This window comes from Sphingobium sp. (assembly GCF_036170395.1).
GTDB lineage: Bacteria > Pseudomonadota > Alphaproteobacteria > Sphingomonadales > Sphingomonadaceae > Sphingobium.
On the sequence record NZ_JAVHPD010000012.1, the window covers coordinates 41991 to 58388 of the forward strand.

The 16398-nt window shown below is 67.1% G+C and carries 17 protein-coding genes; 4 read left to right on the forward strand and 13 right to left on the reverse strand.

The window, feature by feature from the left end; genetic code table 11:
• Positions 1-143: 143 nt before the first annotated feature.
• Positions 144-665: a ubiquinol-cytochrome C chaperone family protein gene (locus tag V2B31_RS05015; RefSeq protein ID WP_328276011.1), complete on the forward strand. Its 522-nt coding sequence runs from the start codon at positions 144-146 to the stop codon at positions 663-665.
• Complete coding sequence (locus tag V2B31_RS05020) at positions 662-1183, forward strand: YceD family protein (RefSeq protein WP_328276015.1); 522 nt, start codon at positions 662-664, stop codon at positions 1181-1183. The genes V2B31_RS05015 and V2B31_RS05020 overlap by 4 nt, the downstream gene beginning before the upstream one ends.
• Positions 1184-1296: 113 nt before the next feature.
• On the opposite strand, the gene V2B31_RS05025 is transcribed toward V2B31_RS05020, so the two are convergent.
• The 6 genes from V2B31_RS05025 to V2B31_RS05050 are packed head-to-tail and all read right to left on the reverse strand — an operon-like array spanning position 1297 to position 5058.
• Entirely contained in the window at positions 1297-1908 is a 612-nt protein-coding gene (locus V2B31_RS05025) for a GNAT family N-acetyltransferase (protein WP_328276017.1), read from the reverse strand.
• On the reverse strand, positions 1905-2306 hold the full coding sequence (locus tag V2B31_RS05030) for a ketosteroid isomerase-related protein (RefSeq protein ID WP_328276019.1): 402 nt from the start codon (positions 2304-2306) through the stop codon (positions 1905-1907). Before V2B31_RS05030 ends, V2B31_RS05025 begins: the two co-directional genes overlap by 4 nt.
• A 3-nt stretch (positions 2307-2309) precedes the next feature.
• Positions 2310-2627, reverse strand: a complete 318-nt coding sequence (locus tag V2B31_RS05035) for a 2Fe-2S iron-sulfur cluster-binding protein (RefSeq protein ID WP_328276021.1) — start codon at positions 2625-2627, stop codon at positions 2310-2312.
• 32 nt (positions 2628-2659) lie between these two features.
• Positions 2660-3511 carry an S-formylglutathione hydrolase gene (gene fghA / locus V2B31_RS05040; protein ID WP_328276023.1) on the reverse strand — a complete coding sequence of 284 codons (852 nt, stop codon included), beginning with the start codon at positions 3509-3511 and terminating at the stop codon, positions 2660-2662.
• 3 nt (positions 3512-3514) lie between these two features.
• Positions 3515-3916, reverse strand: coding sequence for a VOC family protein (locus tag V2B31_RS05045; RefSeq protein ID WP_328276026.1), 402 nt, complete (start codon positions 3914-3916; stop codon positions 3515-3517).
• A gap of 29 nt (positions 3917-3945) precedes the next feature.
• Positions 3946-5058 (reverse strand): S-(hydroxymethyl)glutathione dehydrogenase/class III alcohol dehydrogenase, encoded by a 1113-nt coding sequence (locus tag V2B31_RS05050; protein ID WP_328276028.1) that lies wholly within the window; start codon positions 5056-5058, stop codon positions 3946-3948.
• A 122-nt stretch (positions 5059-5180) separates the two neighbouring features.
• On the opposite strand from V2B31_RS05050, the gene V2B31_RS05055 reads away from it, so the two are divergent.
• The gene (locus V2B31_RS05055) at positions 5181-6080 is read left to right on the forward strand and encodes a LysR family transcriptional regulator (RefSeq protein ID WP_328276030.1); all 900 of its coding nucleotides are present in this window, start codon (positions 5181-5183) and stop codon (positions 6078-6080) included.
• Here V2B31_RS05055 and V2B31_RS05060 read toward each other — a convergent pair.
• From V2B31_RS05060 to V2B31_RS05085, 6 genes are all read right to left on the reverse strand, one after another.
• On the reverse strand, positions 6077-6322 hold the full coding sequence (locus V2B31_RS05060) for a formate dehydrogenase subunit delta (protein ID WP_328276032.1): 246 nt from the start codon (positions 6320-6322) through the stop codon (positions 6077-6079). The two genes, V2B31_RS05055 and V2B31_RS05060, sit on opposite strands and share 4 nt — an antisense overlap.
• A 4-nt stretch (positions 6323-6326) precedes the next feature.
• Positions 6327-9173 carry a formate dehydrogenase subunit alpha gene (fdhF, locus tag V2B31_RS05065; protein ID WP_328276034.1) on the reverse strand — a complete coding sequence of 949 codons (2847 nt, stop codon included), beginning with the start codon at positions 9171-9173 and terminating at the stop codon, positions 6327-6329.
• The gene (locus V2B31_RS05070; protein ID WP_328276036.1) at positions 9170-10789 is read right to left on the reverse strand and encodes an NADH-ubiquinone oxidoreductase-F iron-sulfur binding region domain-containing protein; all 1620 of its coding nucleotides are present in this window, start codon (positions 10787-10789) and stop codon (positions 9170-9172) included. Before V2B31_RS05070 ends, fdhF begins: the two co-directional genes overlap by 4 nt.
• Positions 10786-11238: an NAD(P)H-dependent oxidoreductase subunit E gene (locus V2B31_RS05075; RefSeq protein WP_328276038.1), complete on the reverse strand. Its 453-nt coding sequence runs from the start codon at positions 11236-11238 to the stop codon at positions 10786-10788. Before V2B31_RS05075 ends, V2B31_RS05070 begins: the two co-directional genes overlap by 4 nt.
• Positions 11239-11333: 95 nt before the next feature.
• Positions 11334-12236 carry a LysR family transcriptional regulator gene (locus V2B31_RS05080; protein ID WP_328276040.1) on the reverse strand — a complete coding sequence of 301 codons (903 nt, stop codon included), beginning with the start codon at positions 12234-12236 and terminating at the stop codon, positions 11334-11336.
• Positions 12237-12289: 53 nt separating this feature from the next.
• Positions 12290-13594: an MFS transporter gene (locus V2B31_RS05085; RefSeq protein ID WP_328276042.1), complete on the reverse strand. Its 1305-nt coding sequence runs from the start codon at positions 13592-13594 to the stop codon at positions 12290-12292.
• Between the two features lie 214 nt (positions 13595-13808).
• Between V2B31_RS05085 and V2B31_RS05090 the strand changes: the two genes are divergently transcribed.
• On the forward strand, positions 13809-14507 hold the full coding sequence (locus V2B31_RS05090; RefSeq protein WP_328276044.1) for a YoaK family protein: 699 nt from the start codon (positions 13809-13811) through the stop codon (positions 14505-14507).
• Between the two features lie 5 nt (positions 14508-14512).
• Here the strand turns inward: V2B31_RS05090 and V2B31_RS05095 are convergent, their stop codons facing one another.
• Positions 14513-16294, reverse strand: a complete 1782-nt coding sequence (locus tag V2B31_RS05095) for an aminopeptidase P family protein (RefSeq protein WP_328276046.1) — start codon at positions 16292-16294, stop codon at positions 14513-14515.
• Positions 16295-16398: the final 104 nt, after the last annotated feature.

Consider the following 16398-nt stretch of genomic DNA (forward strand, 5'->3'; position numbering starts at 1 on the left):
ATATCTCCTGCGGGGGCGCGCCCGCGCCATGCGTAAAACTCAAGGTGCCGCTGTTGCATTGGGCGGCGCAGCGATCAATATGGAAATGCGCGGTCCCCGGCAAGGGGCGCGAACATCCCCCTTTTGCACAGAAGCGCCGTACCATGCCTGCCTCTTCCTTCCTGCATCGCCTTTTGGGCCGCAGCGATCCGCGCGAGGGTCTGCTGCCGCTCTACCATGCCGTGGTCGCCGAGGGGCGGCAGCCGCACTGGTATCTGGACGGGGCCGTGCCCGATGCGCTCGACGGGCGGTTCGACATGATCGTCGCGGTGCTGGCGCAGGTGCTGATGCGGCTGGAGCAGCTCGGCGCGGCGCAGGACAGCGTCTGGCTGACCGAGTTGTTCGTTGACGATATGGACGGGCAGTTGCGGCAGGAAGGGATTGGCGACGTGGTCGTGGGCAAGCATGTCGGGCGGATGATGAGCGCGCTCGGCGGGCGGATCAGCGCCTATCGCGCCGCGCTCGGCGGCGAGGCGGCGCTCGACGAGGTGCTGCGGCGCAACCTCTATCGCGGCGCGGATGTGCCGGCGGAGGCGGTGGCGCATGTCGAAGGGGCGCTGCGGGCGCGCTGGGTGCGGATCGGCTGCGTGACGCGCGAGGCATTGCTGGCGGGAGACCTTGGATGAGCGGGACGCCGGAATTTTCGCGGGTCGTGCGGGCCGAGCAGGTCAAGCGGTTGACCGGCGAGACGCATATCGCGGCCGACGAGGCCGAGCGGGTGGCGCTGGCGAAGCGGTTCGGCCTCTCGGCGCTCGACCGGCTGGAGGCGGACTATAGCCTGACCGAGGAAGCCGGCGCGATTCTGGCGCGCGGGCGGGTGCGCGCGGCGCTGGCCCAGCCCTGCATCGCCACCGGAGAGCCGGTGCCCGAGACGATCGACACCGACTTCGCGCTGCGCTTCGTGGTGGAGGACGGTGTGGTGGAGGGCGAGGAGCTGGAACTGGACGCGGAGGATGTCGACACGATCGGCTATGACGGGCAGGCGATCGATATGGGCGAGGCGGTGGCCGAGACGATGGCGCTGGCGATGACCCCCTACCCCCGGTCGCCCGACGCCGACGCGGTGCTGAAGGAAGCCGGGGTGATGACCGAGGAACAGGCGAGCCCCTTCGCTGCGCTGCTGGGGCTCAAGGGGAAGGGGTGAGCGGGGGCGCCAAGGCTCTGGGGTGCCACGCCGGTTGCCTTCGTTCGCTGTCATGTCGTGGATGACGGTCCAGCCGGAGGGCTACGGAACGGCGGGGCTATCCCGTCGCCGCCTCAGCCCTCCGCCAGCGATTTGCGCCAGAAGCGCATCCTATGGTCGCTCTCCTGCGGCGCGCCGCGTTCCTTCCAGCGTAGCGTCATCATGAGGCGGGGGTCGGCGCGATAGCCGCGCCGCTCCCAGAAGGGCGCTAGATCGCGTACATCGTGCGGCCGGGCCGGATGATCGGGATCGCGCTCGACCGCCGCGAAGGTCGCGCCGGTCGCCCCGGCGGCGCGCGCCGCCGCCTCGCGCAGGTCGAAGAAGCGGTGCCCGATGCCCAGCCCGCGAAACTGGGGAAGGAGCACCGATTCGCCGAAATAGAAGAAGGTTGCAGGGTCAAGGCCCGCTGCCAGGAAGGGCGCGGTCACGGCGTCCGACTGGCCCGCCATGGGCGAGGCGGTCGCCATGCCGACCGGAATGTCGCCCAGCCGCGCGACGATCAGCACCGCCGCCTGGTCGCGCAGAAATTCGTCGAGATAGGCGGCCTCATAATCAAGGCTGCCGTCGTACAGATAGGGCCAGCTGCGAAACACCGTCATCCGCAGCGTGGCGAGCGCGCGCAGAGTGGCGGCGTCACGGCCGATGCGCTCGACCGTGATGGCGGCGTCGGCGGCCGCCTGTGTCATCCCCGCTTCACCTGATCCAGCCAGTCCGCGAGATTATAATGGTTGCTGACGCGGGCGATCCGCCCATCGGCGATGGCGAAGAAGGCGCCGACCCGGAGGCGATAGCGTTGGCCGGTTGCGGGCGGCAGGCCGGGGTCGGTGGCGAGATATTCGCCCTCCAGCATGAACTCCGCCGCCGCCCGCGCGCCATCGGCGGACGTCAGGAATATAGGGTCGATCACCTGCTCGCGATAGCAGCGGTTCATATGATCGAGGAAGTCGGCGAACGCCTGCTTGCCCTCGCGCACCGCCCCCTGCGAGGGTTCATGGACGACATCGTCGGTCAGCAGCTCCAGCATGGCGGCGCTGTCGCCCCGGTTGAACGCCGCATAATAGCGGCGGAGCAGGTCGGCCGGCATGGATCAATCCTCCGGCGCGATGGTGACGCGCAGACCGTCCAAGCTGTCGGCAAAGGCGATCTGGCAAGACAGGCGACTTGTTTCGGCGCGATGATCGCTGCTTTCGAGCAGGTCGTCCTCGTCCTCGCTCATCGGCCCCAGGCGATCGGCGAAGGCTGGATCGACAAAGACATGGCAGGTCGCGCAGGAACAGCAGCCGCCGCACAGCGCCAACAGTTCGTCGAAGCCATTGTCGCGGATGATTTCCATGACCGACAGGCCGGCCTGCGCCTCGACCGGATGCTCCGCCCCCGCGCGGTCGATGATGATGATCTGCGACATTCTCGCCCTTCTCTCCTTTTGCGATCCGCCCGTCAGGCCAGCCGCGCCGCGTGCCAGCGCAGATGGTCGGCCATGAAGGTCGAGATGAAATAATAGCTATGGTCATAACCGGGCTGGAGCCGCAGGCTGAGGTCGATACCGGCTGTCTCGCAGGCTTGGCGCAGCAGGTCGGGCCGCAGCTGCTCGGCGAGGAAGGGGTCGGCTTCTCCCTGGTCCACCAGCAACGCCGGCAGGCGCGCCCCATCCTCGATCAGCGCGACCGCGTCATGCCGCCGCCAAAGCGCCCGGTCCTCGCCCAGATAGCCGGCCAGCGCCTTGTGCCCCCAGGGCACCTGCCCGGGCGCGACGATCGGCGCGAAGGCGGACACGGACTTGAAACGGTCGGGGTGAGTCAGCCCGATGGTGAGCGCGCCATGGCCGCCCATGGAATGGCCGGTAATGCCCTGCCGCGCCATATCGACGGGGAAATGCTCGGCCACCAGCGCCGGCAGCTCTTCCGTGACATAGGTCCACATACGGTAATGGGCGGCATAGGGCGGCTGCGTCGCATCGACATAGAAGCCCGCGCCCAAGCCGAAATCATAGGCGCCGGCGGGATCGTCCGGCACGGGGTTCCCATGCAGATCCGGACCGCGCGGGGATGTGTCGGGCGCGACGAAGATCAGGCCGAGGTCCGCGCAAGCGGCGCGAAACTCGCCCTTTTCCGTTACATTGGCATGGGTGCAGGTCAGCCCCGACAGATACCAGACGACCGGCATCTTGGCCCCCGGCTCATGCGGCGGCACGAAGACCGAAAAGGTCATGTCCGTGCCCGTAGCGGCGGACGCGTGCTTGAAAACGCCCTGCTCGCCGCCGAAGGACCGATTAGTGCTGACCTGCTCCATCGATTAGTTGGCTTCCGTGAAGGTGTAGGCGCAGATCTTGTTGCCCGCCGGGTCACGCAGATAGGCAGCGTAGGCGCCGGGGAGGTGACCGCGCGGGCCGGCCGCCCCCTCGCATGTGCCGCCCGCGGCAATCCCGGCCGCGTGGAAGGCGTCAACCTGTTCCGTGCTGGCGGCGGCGAAACCGATCGTCACCCCGTTGCCGGACGGCGCCTCGCCATTGCCCGGCCGCAGCACGAGAAAGGCCGGCTTGTCCTTGCCGTACAGAATGATGTTGTCGCCGAAGGGGCCGAGATTTTTGACCCCCAGGGGCGTCAGCACAGCATCATAGAAGGCCGCAGACCCAGCAAGGTCGCTTGCCCCCACGCAGGTGTGCGAAAACACCCCGTCACCCGAAATGACTGCCATATCGCTTCTCCCTTGGTTGATGTGGACTTTTAGAAGACGACGACCGATCGGATCGACTTGCCGGCATGCATCAGGTCGAAGGCGGTGTTGATCTCCTCCAGCCCCATGACATGGGTTATCATCGGGTCGATCTGGATCTTGCCGGTCATGTACATGTCGACGATCTTGGGGACATCGGTGCGCCCCTTCGCCCCGCCGAACGCGGTGCCACGCCAGTTGCGGCCGGTGACAAGCTGGAACGGGCGGGTGCTGATTTCCTTGCCCGCTTCCGCCACCCCGATGATGATGCTGGTGCCCCAGCCGCGATGGCACGCCTCCAGCGCGGTGCGCATCACTTCGGTATTGCCGGTCGCGTCGAACGTGTAATCCGCGCCGCCGTCGGTCAGTTCGACTACCTTGGCGACCGTTTCCTCGCGGCTCAGCCCCTTGCTGTTGAGGAAGTCGGTCATGCCGAACTTGCGGCCCCATTCCTCGCGATCGGGGTTGATATCGACGCCGATGATCTTGTTCGCGCCGGCCAGACGCGCCCCCTGGATGACGTTGAGGCCGATGCCGCCCAGGCCGAAGACGACGACATTGTCGCCCACCTGCACCTTCGCCGTGTTGATGACCGCGCCGACGCCCGTGGTGACGCCGCACCCGATATAGCAGCTCGACTGGAAAGGAGCATCCTCGCGGATTTTCGCCACCGCGATCTCGGGCAGCACGGTGAAGTTGGAGAAGGTCGAGCAGCCCATATAATGGTAGATCGGCTGCCCCTTGTAGGAAAAGCGGGTCGTGCCGTCGGGCATCAGCCCCTTGCCCTGGGTCGCGCGGATCGCGGTGCACAGGTTCGTCTTGCCGCTGAGGCAGCTTTTGCACTGGCGACATTCGGGCGTGTAGAGCGGGATCACATGGTCGCCGGGCTTGACCGAGGTGACGCCCACGCCGACCTCCCGCACGATGCCCGCGCCTTCATGGCCCAGGATCGAGGGGAAAATGCCTTCGCTGTCGAAGCCGTCGAGCGTGTAGGCGTCGGTATGGCAGATGCCGGTCGCCATGATTTCGACCAGCACCTCGCCGGGCTTTGGCCCTTCCAGGTCGAGTTCGACGATCTCGAGAGGCTTCTTGGCTTCAAAAGCGACGGCTGCACGGGTTTTCATCTTGTCTCCAGACTCTTTGCGGTGCCGGCGGCGGCGCCTCGACGGCTCACCGTGATAATAGTATAGCTGTCCTGCGATAATATAGTTTCTGCGAAAATCATCTTTTCATATATGGGATAATCATGTCGGGGTGGGATGGGATAGACGAGTTTCTGAGCGTCGCAACGACCGGCTCCTTCACGAAGGGCGCGCGCGCGCTCGGCATGTCCACCACGCATGTCAGCCGCGCGATCATGGCGCTGGAGCGGCGCGTCGCCGCGCAGCTCTTCCATCGCACCACCCGCAACGTCCGGCTGACCGATACGGGCCAGGCCTTTTACGAGCGGTGCGCCCGGATCGCGCAGGAGCGGGACGAGGCGATCGCGCTGATTAGCGAACGCAGCGAGCCGCAGGGCGAGTTGCGGGTGACCTGTTCCACGACCATGGGCGAGCGGTTCGTCGCCCCGATCCTGCGCCGCTTCGCAGGTCAGCATCCGCGCCTGTCGGTGTCGATCGACCTGTCCAACCGGGTGGTCGATCTGGCGAGCGAGGGCTATGATCTGGCGATCCGCACCGGAACGGTCACCGATCCCCGGCTGATCGCAACGCGGGTCGCTTCCCGCACCCTCTATACCTGCGCCGCGCCGAGCTATCTCAACAGCGCCGGCCGCCCGGACCGGATCGAGGCTTTGGCGGACCATGCCTGCATCGTCGGCACGGCGGCGACGTGGCACTTCCGGCAGGGCGATCGGGAAATCCTCCACCGGCCCAGGGGGCGGTTCCGCTGCAACAGCGGCCATGCGGTAATCGAGGCTTGTGTCGCCGGGTTCGGCATCTGCCAGCTGCCCGACTTCTACATATTGCCCTATCTCAAACATGGCATGGTCGAACTGCTGCTGGAGGAGGCGCAGCCCGAGGACGAACCGATTTGGGCCGTCTATCCGCAGCGCCGCCATTTGCTGCCCAAGGTGGCGCAGGCGGTCGAACTGTTGCAGCGCGAACTGGGACGGGCGATGAACCGGCCGAGCGCGCAGCCGCTTTAGGCCGCACCGGCAGGATGGAGCCGTTGGAGGGCGGCGGCGGCGATCGGCGAGAGCGCCTCGGGCTGCTCCGCCGCCAGCGCACGGATTCGCGCGCGCATGGCGGGATCCCAATAGAGGCTGATATGGGTGGCGGTCTGCGCCGCCGCCTGCGCCTCGCCGTCCGTCGCGAAGTTGCGGGCGATCTGGTTCGCCATGTAGATCAGCCGGTCGCCGGTGGACATCACATGGGTGTCGTCGCTCATCGCGCTACTCCGCGGCTTCGAGCGGCAGGATACGGCGGCTCTGCCGCGCCTGCCGCGCATAATCCTGCTGCCAGTCGCTCGGCCCGTTGCTGGCCGACACCTGCACCGCCGTCACTTTATATTCGGGGCAGTTGGTGGCCCAGTCCGAATAGTCGGTGGTGATGACGTTGGCCTGCGTCTCGGGGTGGTGGAAGGTTGTGTAGACGACGCCCGGCGCGACGCGGTCGGTCACCAGCGCGCGCAGCGTCGTCTCCCCTGCCCGGCTGCGCAGCGTCACCCAGTCGCCATCCTTCAACCCCCGGTTCTCCGCGTCGCTCGGATGGATTTCCAGCCGGTCCTCGGGATGCCAGGCGGTGTTGGCGGTGCGGCGGGTCTGCGCGCCGACATTATAATGGCTAAGGATGCGCCCCGTGGTGAGCAGCAGCGGGAAGCGCGGGCCGGTCTTCTCATCGGTGGGCACATAGTCGGTGACGACGAACTTGCCCCGCCCCCGCACGAAACCATCGATGTGCATGGTGGGGGTGCCGTGCGGCGCGGCGTCGTTCGCCGGCCATTGCAGCGATCCTTCCGCGTCCAGCCGGTCATAGCTGACACCCGCAAAGGTCGGGGTGAGCGCCGCGATCTCGTCCATGATCTCGGACGGGTGCTCGTATGCCCAGCCCAGCCCCATCGCGTTCGCCACCAGTTGCACGATCTCCCAGTCGGCGTAACCGTTCAAGGGCGCCATCACCTTGCGCACGCGCTGGATGCGCCGCTCGGCATTGGTGAAAGTGCCGTCCTTTTCGAGGAAGGTCGATCCCGGCAGGAAGACATGCGCGTAATTGGCGGTTTCGTTGAGGAACAGATCCTGCACCACCACACACTCCATGGCGGCAAGCCCAGCGGCGACATGATGGGTGTTGGGATCGGACTGGAGAATATCCTCGCCCTGCACGAACAGCGCCTTGAACGCGCCGTCGGTCGCGGCGTCGAGCATATTGGGGATACGCAGGCCCGGCTCCGCGTCCAGCGCGACGCCCCAGGCATCCTCGAACAGCTTTCGCGTGGCATCGTCCGATACATGGCGATAGCCGGAAAATTCATGGGGGAAGCTGCCCATGTCGCAGGCGCCCTGCACATTATTCTGGCCGCGCAGCGGGTTCACACCCACGCCCTCGCGCCCGATATTGCCCGTCGCCATGGCTAGGTTCGCGATCGCCATGACGGTCGAACTGCCCTGGCTATGCTCGGTGACGCCCAGGCCATAATAGATCGCCGCATTGCCGCCGGTGGCGTACAGCCGTGCGGCGGCGCGGACGTCCTGCGGATCGACCCCGGTCAGCGGCTCGATCGCTTCCGGCGAGCGCGCGGGCTCAGACACGAAATCCGCCCAGTCCTGAAATTCGTCCCAGTCGCAGCGCTCGCGGATGAAGGCTTCGTCATAGAGCTTCTCGGTGACGATCACATGCGCCATCGCAGTCAGCATCGCAACATTGGTGCCGGGGCGTAAGGGCAGATGATGCTCCGCCTCGACATGGGGCGACTTGACGAGATCGGTGCGGCGCGGATCGATGACGATCAGCTTCGCGCCCTGACGGAGCCTGCGCTTCATGCGGCTGGCGAACACCGGATGCCCGTCGGTCGGGTTCGCGCCGATGACGAGGATGACGTCCGACCGCATCACGCTGTCGAAATCCTGCGTTCCGGCCGATGTGCCGAAGGTGGTCTTGAGGCCATAGCCGGTCGGCGAGTGGCAGACGCGGGCGCAGGTATCGACATTATTGTTGCCGAAGCCCTGCCGGATCAGCTTCTGGACGAGGAAGGTTTCCTCGTTGGTGCAGCGGCTCGACGTGATACCGCCGACGCTGCGGGTGCCATATTTCGCCTGGATGCGGCGGAATTCGGACGCGGTGTGGGCGATCGCCTCCTCCCAGCTGACTTCGCGCCAGGGTTCATCGACCGAGGCACGGATCATGGGGTTGAGGATGCGCTCCTTATGCTGGGCATAGCCCCAGGCGAAGCGGCCCTTGACGCAGCTATGGCCGCGATTGGCCTTGCCGTCCTTCCACGGCACCATCCGCACCAGCTCCTCGCCCCGCATTTCCGCGCGGAAGGTGCAGCCGACGCCGCAATAGGCGCAGGTGGTAACGACCGCGCGGTCGGGCGTGCCGGTTTCGACCACCTTCTTCTCGATGAGGCTGGCGGTCGGACAGGCCTGAACGCAGGCGCCGCAGGACACGCATTCGGAGCCGAGGAAATCCTCGCCCTGCGACGGCGCGACCTTCGACTCGAAGCCCTTATTCTCGATGGTCAGCGCGAAGGTGCCCTGCACCTCCTCGCAGGCGCGCACGCAGCGCGAGCAGACGATGCATTTGCTGGGATCGAAGTCGAAATAGGGGTTCGACTGGTCCTTCGCCTGGCCCATATTGGTCGCGCCGTCATAGCCGTAGCGCACGTCGCGCAGGCCGACCGCGCCCGCCTGGTCCTGCAGTTCGCAGTCGCCATTGGCGGCGCAAGTGAGGCAATCGAGCGGATGGTCGGAGATATAAAGCTCCATTACCCCGCGCCGCAGCTGCTTCAGCCGATCGGTCTGGGTGCGCACGACCATGCCGTCTACAATCGGCGTCGTGCAGGAGGCGGGATAGCCGGCGCGCCCCTCCACCTCGACCAGGCAGAGGCGGCAGGAGCCGAAACTCTCCACGCTGTCAGTCGCGCACAGCTTGGGGATGGAGCCGCCCGCGAGCGAGGCGGCGCGCATGATGCTGGTGCCTTCGGGCAGGGTCAGGCTCTGTCCGTCGATCGTGACGGTGACGGTCTTGCCGGTCGCCAGCGCGGGCGGCGTGCCATGATCGGTTTCGCGGGAAAAGCTCATTCCGCGGCCTCCTTGATGGGCGCGGTCGCGCCGAAATCCTCGGGAAAATAGTCGAGCGCGCTCAGCACCGGATAGGGGGTGAAGCCGCCGAGCGCGCAGAGCGAGCCATATTTCATCGTGTCGGCAAGGTCTCGCAGCAGGGTGGTCTGCGCTTCGAGCGAGACGTCGATCCGGTCGGGCGCGCGGGAATAGAGGGCTTTACCCAGATACCCACCCTCCGTTCGTGCTGAGCCTGTCGAAGCACGCGCGCGCCCTTCGACAGGCTCAGGGCGAACGGCTGTTGCGCTATCCCGCGCCGCGATGATCCGGTCCATGATCTCCACCCCGCGCGTCGATCCGATGCGGCAGGGCGTGCATTTGCCGCAGCTTTCCGCCGCGCAGAATTCCATCGCGAAGCGCGCCATATGCGCCATGTCGACGCCGTCGTCGAACACGGTGATGCCCGCATGGCCGATCAGTCCGCCCGCCTGCGCAAAGGCTTCATAGTCGAAGGGCAGATGAAACATGCTCGGCGGGAAATAGGCGCCCAATGGCCCGCCCACCTGCACCGCGCGCACCGGGCGGCCGCTCGCCGTGCCGCCGCCGATGTCGTTCACGAGTTCGCCCAGCGTGACGCCGAAGCCGATTTCGTAGAGGCCGCCATGCTGCACATTGCCGGCGAGCTGCACCGGCATGGTGCCGCGCGACCGGCCGAAGCCGACCGCCGCATAAGCCTCCGCCCCCTCCGCCAGGATGAAGGGTACGGCGGCGAGGCTCAGCACATTGTTGATGACGGTCGGCTGGCCGAACAGCCCCTTGATCGCGGGCAGCGGCGGCTTGGCGCGCACTTGCCCGCGCTTGCCCTCGATCGAGTCGAGCAGCGCGGTCTCCTCACCGCAGACATAGGCGCCCGCGCCTTCGCGCACCTCCAGCGTGAAGGGCGCGACCAGATGCGCCGACGCCTCGATCGCGGCGCGCATCGTGGAACACGCAAAGGGATATTCGCTGCGGATATAGATATAGCCGTGTGCCGCGCCGACCGCATGGGCGGCGATCGCCATACCCTCGATCAGGCAATAGGGGTCGCCTTCCATCAGCATCCGGTCGGCGAAGGTGCCGCTGTCGCCCTCGTCGGCGTTGCAGACGATATATTTGGGGGAGGCGGGCGCATCCAGCACGGTCTGCCACTTGATCCCGGTCGGGAAGCCCGCGCCGCCCCGCCCGCGCAGGCCCGACGCCTTGACTGCATCGACCACCTGCTGGGGGCTGAGAGCGCGGGCGGCTTCCAGCCCTTTCCAACCGCCATGCGCGGCATAATCGGCAAGGCTCAGCGGATCGATGACGCCGCAGCGGGCGAAGGTGAAACGCTGCTGGCTGGCGAAGAAGGGCAGCTCATCGACAGGGCCGAACCGCGCTGGATGCGTGCCCGCCAGCACCGCCGCCGCATCGGCCGAGGTGATCGGGCCATAGCCGATCCGCCCTGCGGCCGTCTCCACCTCCACCAGCGGCTCGATGCTGAAAAGCCCGCGCGATCCGGTCCGCACGACCTCGCAGCCGGCGTCAGCGAAGGCGCGCGCCACATCGTCAGCGCCCAGCGCGACCGAGGCCATGTCGCCGCTCACATAGACGCGGGTCATGCCGCCACCTCCAGCGCGATGCGGTCGAGCGCCGCCGCGTCGATCCGCGCGACCGGCCGCCCATCGACCAGCGCATTGGGGCCGATCGCGCAGAGGCCGAGGCAATAGACCGGCTCCAGGCTGACCTGCCCGTCGGCGCGGGTGTCGCCCATCGCTACGCCCAGTCGCTGCGCCGCTTCCACCTCGATGGCCGCGCCGCCGCGCGCCTGGCAGCTTTCCGCGCGGCAGAGCTTCACGACATGGCGGCCCGGCGCGGTGCGGCGGAAATCATGATAGAAGGTGACGACGCCATGCACGTCGGCGCGGCTGAGATTGAGCGCCCTGGCGATGGCGGGCACCAGCGCATCGTCGATATAGCCCGCTTCTTCCTGCACGGCATGAAGCAGCGGCAGGAGTTGATCGCGGCCGTCGCCATGGACCGCTACCCAGCCTTCGATAAATGCGTCCATATAAGTTGACCCGTCGCCATTTTCGGGTCGGTAGCGTGGCGCGCGGCTGGCCGTTCGTCAAATCGATCCGGCCTATATATGATAGACCAATCCTATCAGTCGGCCCGAAAGCCCGGCGGCAGGCGCAGCTGGCGCGCGACGCCGAGCACCGCCTGAGCAAGCGGGCCGACCGGCGTGCTGTTGGCGACGATCACGCCGACCTTGCTGCCTTCGTGCATCTCGGGCAGCGGCGCCGTGCGCGCCCAGGAAAGGCCGTCGAGCAACGTCGCATGGCTGTCCGGGATGATCGAGCAGAGCCGGCCATGCTGCACCAGCGCGAGCAGCGCGATATAGCTGTCGGCGGTGACCAGCGGGCGGATCGCCAGGCCGCGCTCGGCGAGGCGAGCGTCGAGGATGCGACGATTCTGCATCCCCTGGTGCAGCAGGCAGAGCGGCAGCCCGGCAAGATCGGACCAGCCGAGCGGATCGGGCACAGCGACGCCGCCGGTCGCGCTCACCAGCATCGTGCGTTCGGCATAGAGCGGGACCGAGAGCGCATGGGCCGGCGGCTCGAAATCGAGATAGGTGATGCCAGCGTCCAGCTCGAACGCGGCCAGCTCCCGCTCGATCTGGCGCGAGGTCAGGGCGCGCACCGACATATTGAGCCCCGGATGCCGGTCCAGCATCGCGCGCGCCAGGCTGCCGACGATCGGCATGGCGGCGGGGATCGCGCCGATCCGCAACTCGCCCTTCAGAGGGCCGCGCGCCGTCTCGGCGGCCTGCTCCATCGCTTCGGCGGCGGCCACGAGCTGGCGCGCCCAGGGGAGGATCGCCTCGCCCTCGGCCGTCAGCCCGACGAACTTGCGGTCGCGCCGGATCAGCCGCTTGCCCAGTTGCGCTTCGAGCGAAGCGATGCCGGCCGACAGGCTGGGCTGCGAGACGTTGCAGGCGGCGGCGGCGCGGGCGAAATGGCCTTCGCGTTCGATGGCGAGGAAATATTCGACGAGCCGGGTCTGCATGGGTGAAGGATAGCGCAAAGCGCTGCGCCGTCATAGGACGGACCTATGAGCGGTCAATCCTCCAATATGGCGCTCTCGCGGCGGGTGTCGCGCATCCGCAGATAGACGATCAGCGACAGGGCGATCATGCCGGTCACATACCAGTAGAAGCCGCGCTCCCAGCCTTCATCCTTGAAGCGCAGCGCGACATATTCGGCGGTCCCACCGAACAAGGTGTTGGCGAGCGCATAGGGCAGAGCGACGCCAAGCGCGCGGATATGGGCGGGGAACATTTCCGCCTTCACCACCGCGTTGATCGAGGTGTAGCCGGTGACGATCACAAGGCCACCGAGCACCAGCAGAAAGGCGGTCAAGGGATCGCGCGTCGTTTCGAGCGTGGCGAAGAGCGGGTAGGTGCAGATCATGCCGAGCAGGCCGAAGCCGACCAGCAGCGGCTTGCGGCCGATCCGGTCGCTGAGCGCCCCGGCGACCGGCTGGAGCAGCATGAACAGGAACAAGGTGCCGCCATTGATGCGCGAGGCGGTTTCCCGGTCGAAGCTGCTGGTGTTGACCAGGAATTTCTGCATGTAGATCGAATAGGCATAGAAAGCGAGCGTGCCGCCGGCGGTCATCAGCATGACCGTGATCGCCTCGCGCGGGTGATGGCGGAACAGGGCGAGCAGCCCTGATTTGGGCGCATCGCTGCCCTTCGCCTTCTCGAAACTCTCGGTCTCGGCAAGGCCGCTGCGGATCCAGAACACCACAACCGCAAGCGCCGCGCCGATTGCGAAGGGGATGCGCCAGCCCCAGGCGTCGAGCGCAGCCTCGCTCAGGATCGTCTGGAGCGCGAGCAGGACGCCGATCGCCAGCAACTGCCCGCCGATCAGCGTCACATATTGGAAGGAGGAAAAGAAACCGCGCCGGTTCTTCCCCGCCATTTCCGACAAATAGGTGGCGCTGGCGCCATATTCCCCGCCAACCGACAGCCCCTGCATCAGCCGCGCGAGCACGAGCAACGCGGGCGCGAGCAGGCCGACGCTCTCATAGGTGGGCGCGATCGCGATCAGCAGCGACCCCGCGCACATCAGCGTCACCGAAAGGGCAAGCCCGCTCTTGCGCCCCCGCCGGTCGGCATAGATGCCCATGATCCATGCGCCGAGCGGCCGCATGAAGAAGCCGACCGCGAACACCGCCGCCGCGCCGAGCAGTTCTGCCGTCGGGTTATCGGACGGGAAGAAATGCGGCGCGAAATAGAGGGTGAAGGCGGCATAGGCATACCAGTCATACCATTCGACCAGATTGCCGGTCGATCCGCCGATGATGGCCTTCGCGCGGTCGCGGGCGGAGGGGCTGCGTGTGTCGAGGGAGGATATCGTCATGCCACTCTGCCGGTCGGGGACAGGGCGGCCTAGCATGACGGCGGCGCAAGGTGAAGGATGCGGGGCTGCGGGCCGATTGCGGCGAAGGCGGCCGGGTCGCGGCTGGGAGCGGCGCTTTTCGAGATAATCGAACGGTGCGGCGGATATTCGCCGGATGGCGGAGCGAAGGGCGGGCGCCTAAACTGCCAGGACATGCACATGCAAGGAGTTGCTCATGGCCGACGCCCAAGCCCCCGCCTCGCCCCTCCCCTGGCTGCTGCTGCTCCTCTCCTTCGTCACCGGCCTGGTCGATGCGGCGAGCGTGCTCGGCCTGGGCAAGGTGTTCACCGCCAATATGACCGGCAATATCGTCTTTCTGGGCTTTGGCGTGGTGGGAACGCCGGGCTTTGCGATATGGCCCTTCCTGGTGGCGATAGCCGCCTTCCTGATCGGCGCCCTGCCCGCGGGCTATACAGGCCGGCGGCTGAGCGCGCGACCGTTGCGCCGGTGGCTGACGATCGCGGCGCTGGTCGAGGCCGCGTTGCTCTGGGCCGCCGCGGGCGTCGCGGCCTGGACCGGCAGCGTTGCGCCGCAGGGCAGCGCGTTATATGCGATCATCGCGCTGACGGCGGTCGCCATGGGCTTTCGCAATGCGACTATCCGGCAGTTGAAGGTGCCGGACCTGACCACCACCGTGCTGACGCTGACCATCACCGGCATCGCCGCCGATTCCCGGCTGGCCGGCGGGACCGGCGCGAACCTCGCGCGGCGGATCGGTAGCGTGCTCACCATCTTCCTGGGCGCCGCGGCCGGGGCGACGATGCTGATGCGCTACGGGCTGGCCGCGCCGCTGGCGCTGGCGGGCGCGCTGGTCTTGCTGGGCACATTGGCCTGCATGGCGCACCCCGCCGCGCGCGATATGCGGGCGGGGTGAGCCAATTAGAGTGGGGCGCAGGCGGCGGTCAGCCAGTCGCGCGCGTCGCCATCGAGTTGGGGGCTGACTATGGCCAGCACCTGGGCATGATAGGCGTCGATCCAGCCGCGCTCTTCCGGGCTCAGCAGATCGACGGCGATCAGCGCGCGGTCGATGGGCGCGAAGGTCAGCGTCTCGAAGCCGAGCATCTCCTTTTCCGCGCCGGGAATGGGGCGATCCTCCACCAGCACCAGATTTTCGATGCGGATGCCATATTCGCCGGTCTTGTAATAGCCGGGCTCATTGGAGAGGATCATGCCCGCCGCGAGCGGCTCGTCGCCGCCCCCGAAGGTGGCGATGCGCTGCGGCCCTTCATGCACCGACAGGAAGCTGCCGACGCCGTGGCCGGTGCCATGGGCATAATCCAGCCCCTCGGCCCAGAGATATTGGCGCGCCAGCAGATCGAGCTGGCCGCCGCGCGTGCCCTTCGGGAAAACCGCGCGGGCGAGCGCGACATGGCCCTTGAGGACCAGAGTGAAGCGGCGGCGCATCTCGTCGGTCGGCGTGCCGATGGCGATGGTGCGGGTGACGTCGGTGGTGCCGTCGCGATATTGGCCGCCTGAATCGACCAGGTAGAGGCTGCCCGTTTCGATCGGCCGGTTGGTCTTTTCCTCGACCCGATAGTGGACGACCGCGCCGTTCGGCCCCGCGCCGCTGATCGTGTCGAAGGACAGATCCTCCAGCAGGCCGGTTTCCTTGCGGAACGCCTCCAGCCGGTCGGCGGCGGCGATTTCGGTAAGGCCGCCCCTGGGCGCTTCGGCGGCGATCCAGTGGAGGAAGCGGCTCAGGGCCGCGCCATCGCGCGCCTGCGCCGCCTTGTGGCCGGCGATCTCGGTGCCGTTCTTGATCGCCTTGGGCAGGACAGCGGGATCACGCAGCGGGAGGATGGTCGCGCCGGCCTGCTCCAGCGCCTCGAAAATGGCGGCGACGGCGCGCTCGGGATCGGCGACGACGGTCTTGCCGGCAAGGTCGGCGAGCGCATCGGCGAAGGCGGCGCGGTCGTGGATGCGGACAGCATTGCCGAGATGCTGGGCGACTGCCTCGTCCATCTTCTCCGGCGCGACATAGAGGTCGGCGGTCGCGTCGGCATGGACGATGGCATAGGCCAGCGCGACGGGCGTGCGATCGACATCCTTGCCGCGAATGTTGAAGGTCCAGGCGATCGAATCGAGCGCGGAGAGGATGGCGGCGTCGGCCTTCTTCCCGGTCAGCCAGTCGGCCATTTCGGCGCGCTTTTCCGCCGCGCTGCGGCCGGCGAAGCGATCGTCATGGACGACGAGCTTGGCGCTGCTGGGCGCCGGGCGATCGGGCCAGATGGCGTCGATGGGGTTGGTATCGACCGCGACCAGCTCAGCGCCCTTTTCCGCCAGCGCTTCGGTCGCCTGTTTGACCCAGCTGCTTGTATGAAGCCACGGATCGTAGCCGATCCGCGCGCCCTGCCCGGCATGGTCCTTCAGCCAGGCGGCGATCGAGGTCTGCGGCACGCTTTGATATTGCCAGTGCGCCCCGTCCACCTGCTCGCGCACCTGAAGCGTATAGCGCCCGTCGACGAAGATCGCGGCGTCCTCCGGCAGCACCACCGCGCTGCCCGCCGACCCCTGAAACCCCGTCAGCCAGGCGAGCCGCTGCGCATAGGCGCCGACATATTCGCTCATATGCTCGTCGGTCAGCGGCACCACGAAGCCGTCGAGCTTCTGCCGCACGAGTTGCGCGCGCAGCGCCTTCAGACGGTCTTCATAACTGGACATCAAAATTTCCCTGGATTCAATCGGCCCTTGCACAGGGCATGAAGGCGACAACATAGAGAAGGCCGAGCGCTTATGCCAGCGCATCGCCCCGTCTAGCCATGGAT

Bases quoted from the DNA above. Each gene is read 5' to 3' on its own strand.
- V2B31_RS05015 (WP_328276011.1), top strand. From the start codon at position 144: ATGCCTGCCTCTTCCTTCCTGCATCGCCTTTTGGGCCGCAGCGATCCG.
- V2B31_RS05020 (WP_328276015.1), top strand. From the start codon at position 662: ATGAGCGGGACGCCGGAATTTTCGCGGGTCGTGCGGGCCGAGCAGGTC.
- V2B31_RS05025 (WP_328276017.1), bottom strand. From the start codon at position 1,908: ATGACACAGGCGGCCGCCGACGCCGCCATCACGGTCGAGCGCATCGGC.
- V2B31_RS05030 (WP_328276019.1), bottom strand. From the start codon at position 2,306: ATGCCGGCCGACCTGCTCCGCCGCTATTATGCGGCGTTCAACCGGGGC.
- V2B31_RS05035 (WP_328276021.1), bottom strand. From the start codon at position 2,627: ATGTCGCAGATCATCATCATCGACCGCGCGGGGGCGGAGCATCCGGTC.
- fghA (WP_328276023.1), bottom strand. From the start codon at position 3,511: ATGGAGCAGGTCAGCACTAATCGGTCCTTCGGCGGCGAGCAGGGCGTT.
- V2B31_RS05045 (WP_328276026.1), bottom strand. From the start codon at position 3,916: ATGGCAGTCATTTCGGGTGACGGGGTGTTTTCGCACACCTGCGTGGGG.
- V2B31_RS05050 (WP_328276028.1), bottom strand. From the start codon at position 5,058: ATGAAAACCCGTGCAGCCGTCGCTTTTGAAGCCAAGAAGCCTCTCGAG.
- V2B31_RS05055 (WP_328276030.1), top strand. From the start codon at position 5,181: ATGTCGGGGTGGGATGGGATAGACGAGTTTCTGAGCGTCGCAACGACC.
- V2B31_RS05060 (WP_328276032.1), bottom strand. From the start codon at position 6,322: ATGAGCGACGACACCCATGTGATGTCCACCGGCGACCGGCTGATCTAC.
- fdhF (WP_328276034.1), bottom strand. From the start codon at position 9,173: ATGAGCTTTTCCCGCGAAACCGATCATGGCACGCCGCCCGCGCTGGCG.
- V2B31_RS05070 (WP_328276036.1), bottom strand. From the start codon at position 10,789: ATGACCCGCGTCTATGTGAGCGGCGACATGGCCTCGGTCGCGCTGGGC.
- V2B31_RS05075 (WP_328276038.1), bottom strand. From the start codon at position 11,238: ATGGACGCATTTATCGAAGGCTGGGTAGCGGTCCATGGCGACGGCCGC.
- V2B31_RS05080 (WP_328276040.1), bottom strand. From the start codon at position 12,236: ATGCAGACCCGGCTCGTCGAATATTTCCTCGCCATCGAACGCGAAGGC.
- V2B31_RS05085 (WP_328276042.1), bottom strand. From the start codon at position 13,594: ATGACGATATCCTCCCTCGACACACGCAGCCCCTCCGCCCGCGACCGC.
- V2B31_RS05090 (WP_328276044.1), top strand. From the start codon at position 13,809: ATGGCCGACGCCCAAGCCCCCGCCTCGCCCCTCCCCTGGCTGCTGCTG.
- V2B31_RS05095 (WP_328276046.1), bottom strand. From the start codon at position 16,294: ATGTCCAGTTATGAAGACCGTCTGAAGGCGCTGCGCGCGCAACTCGTG.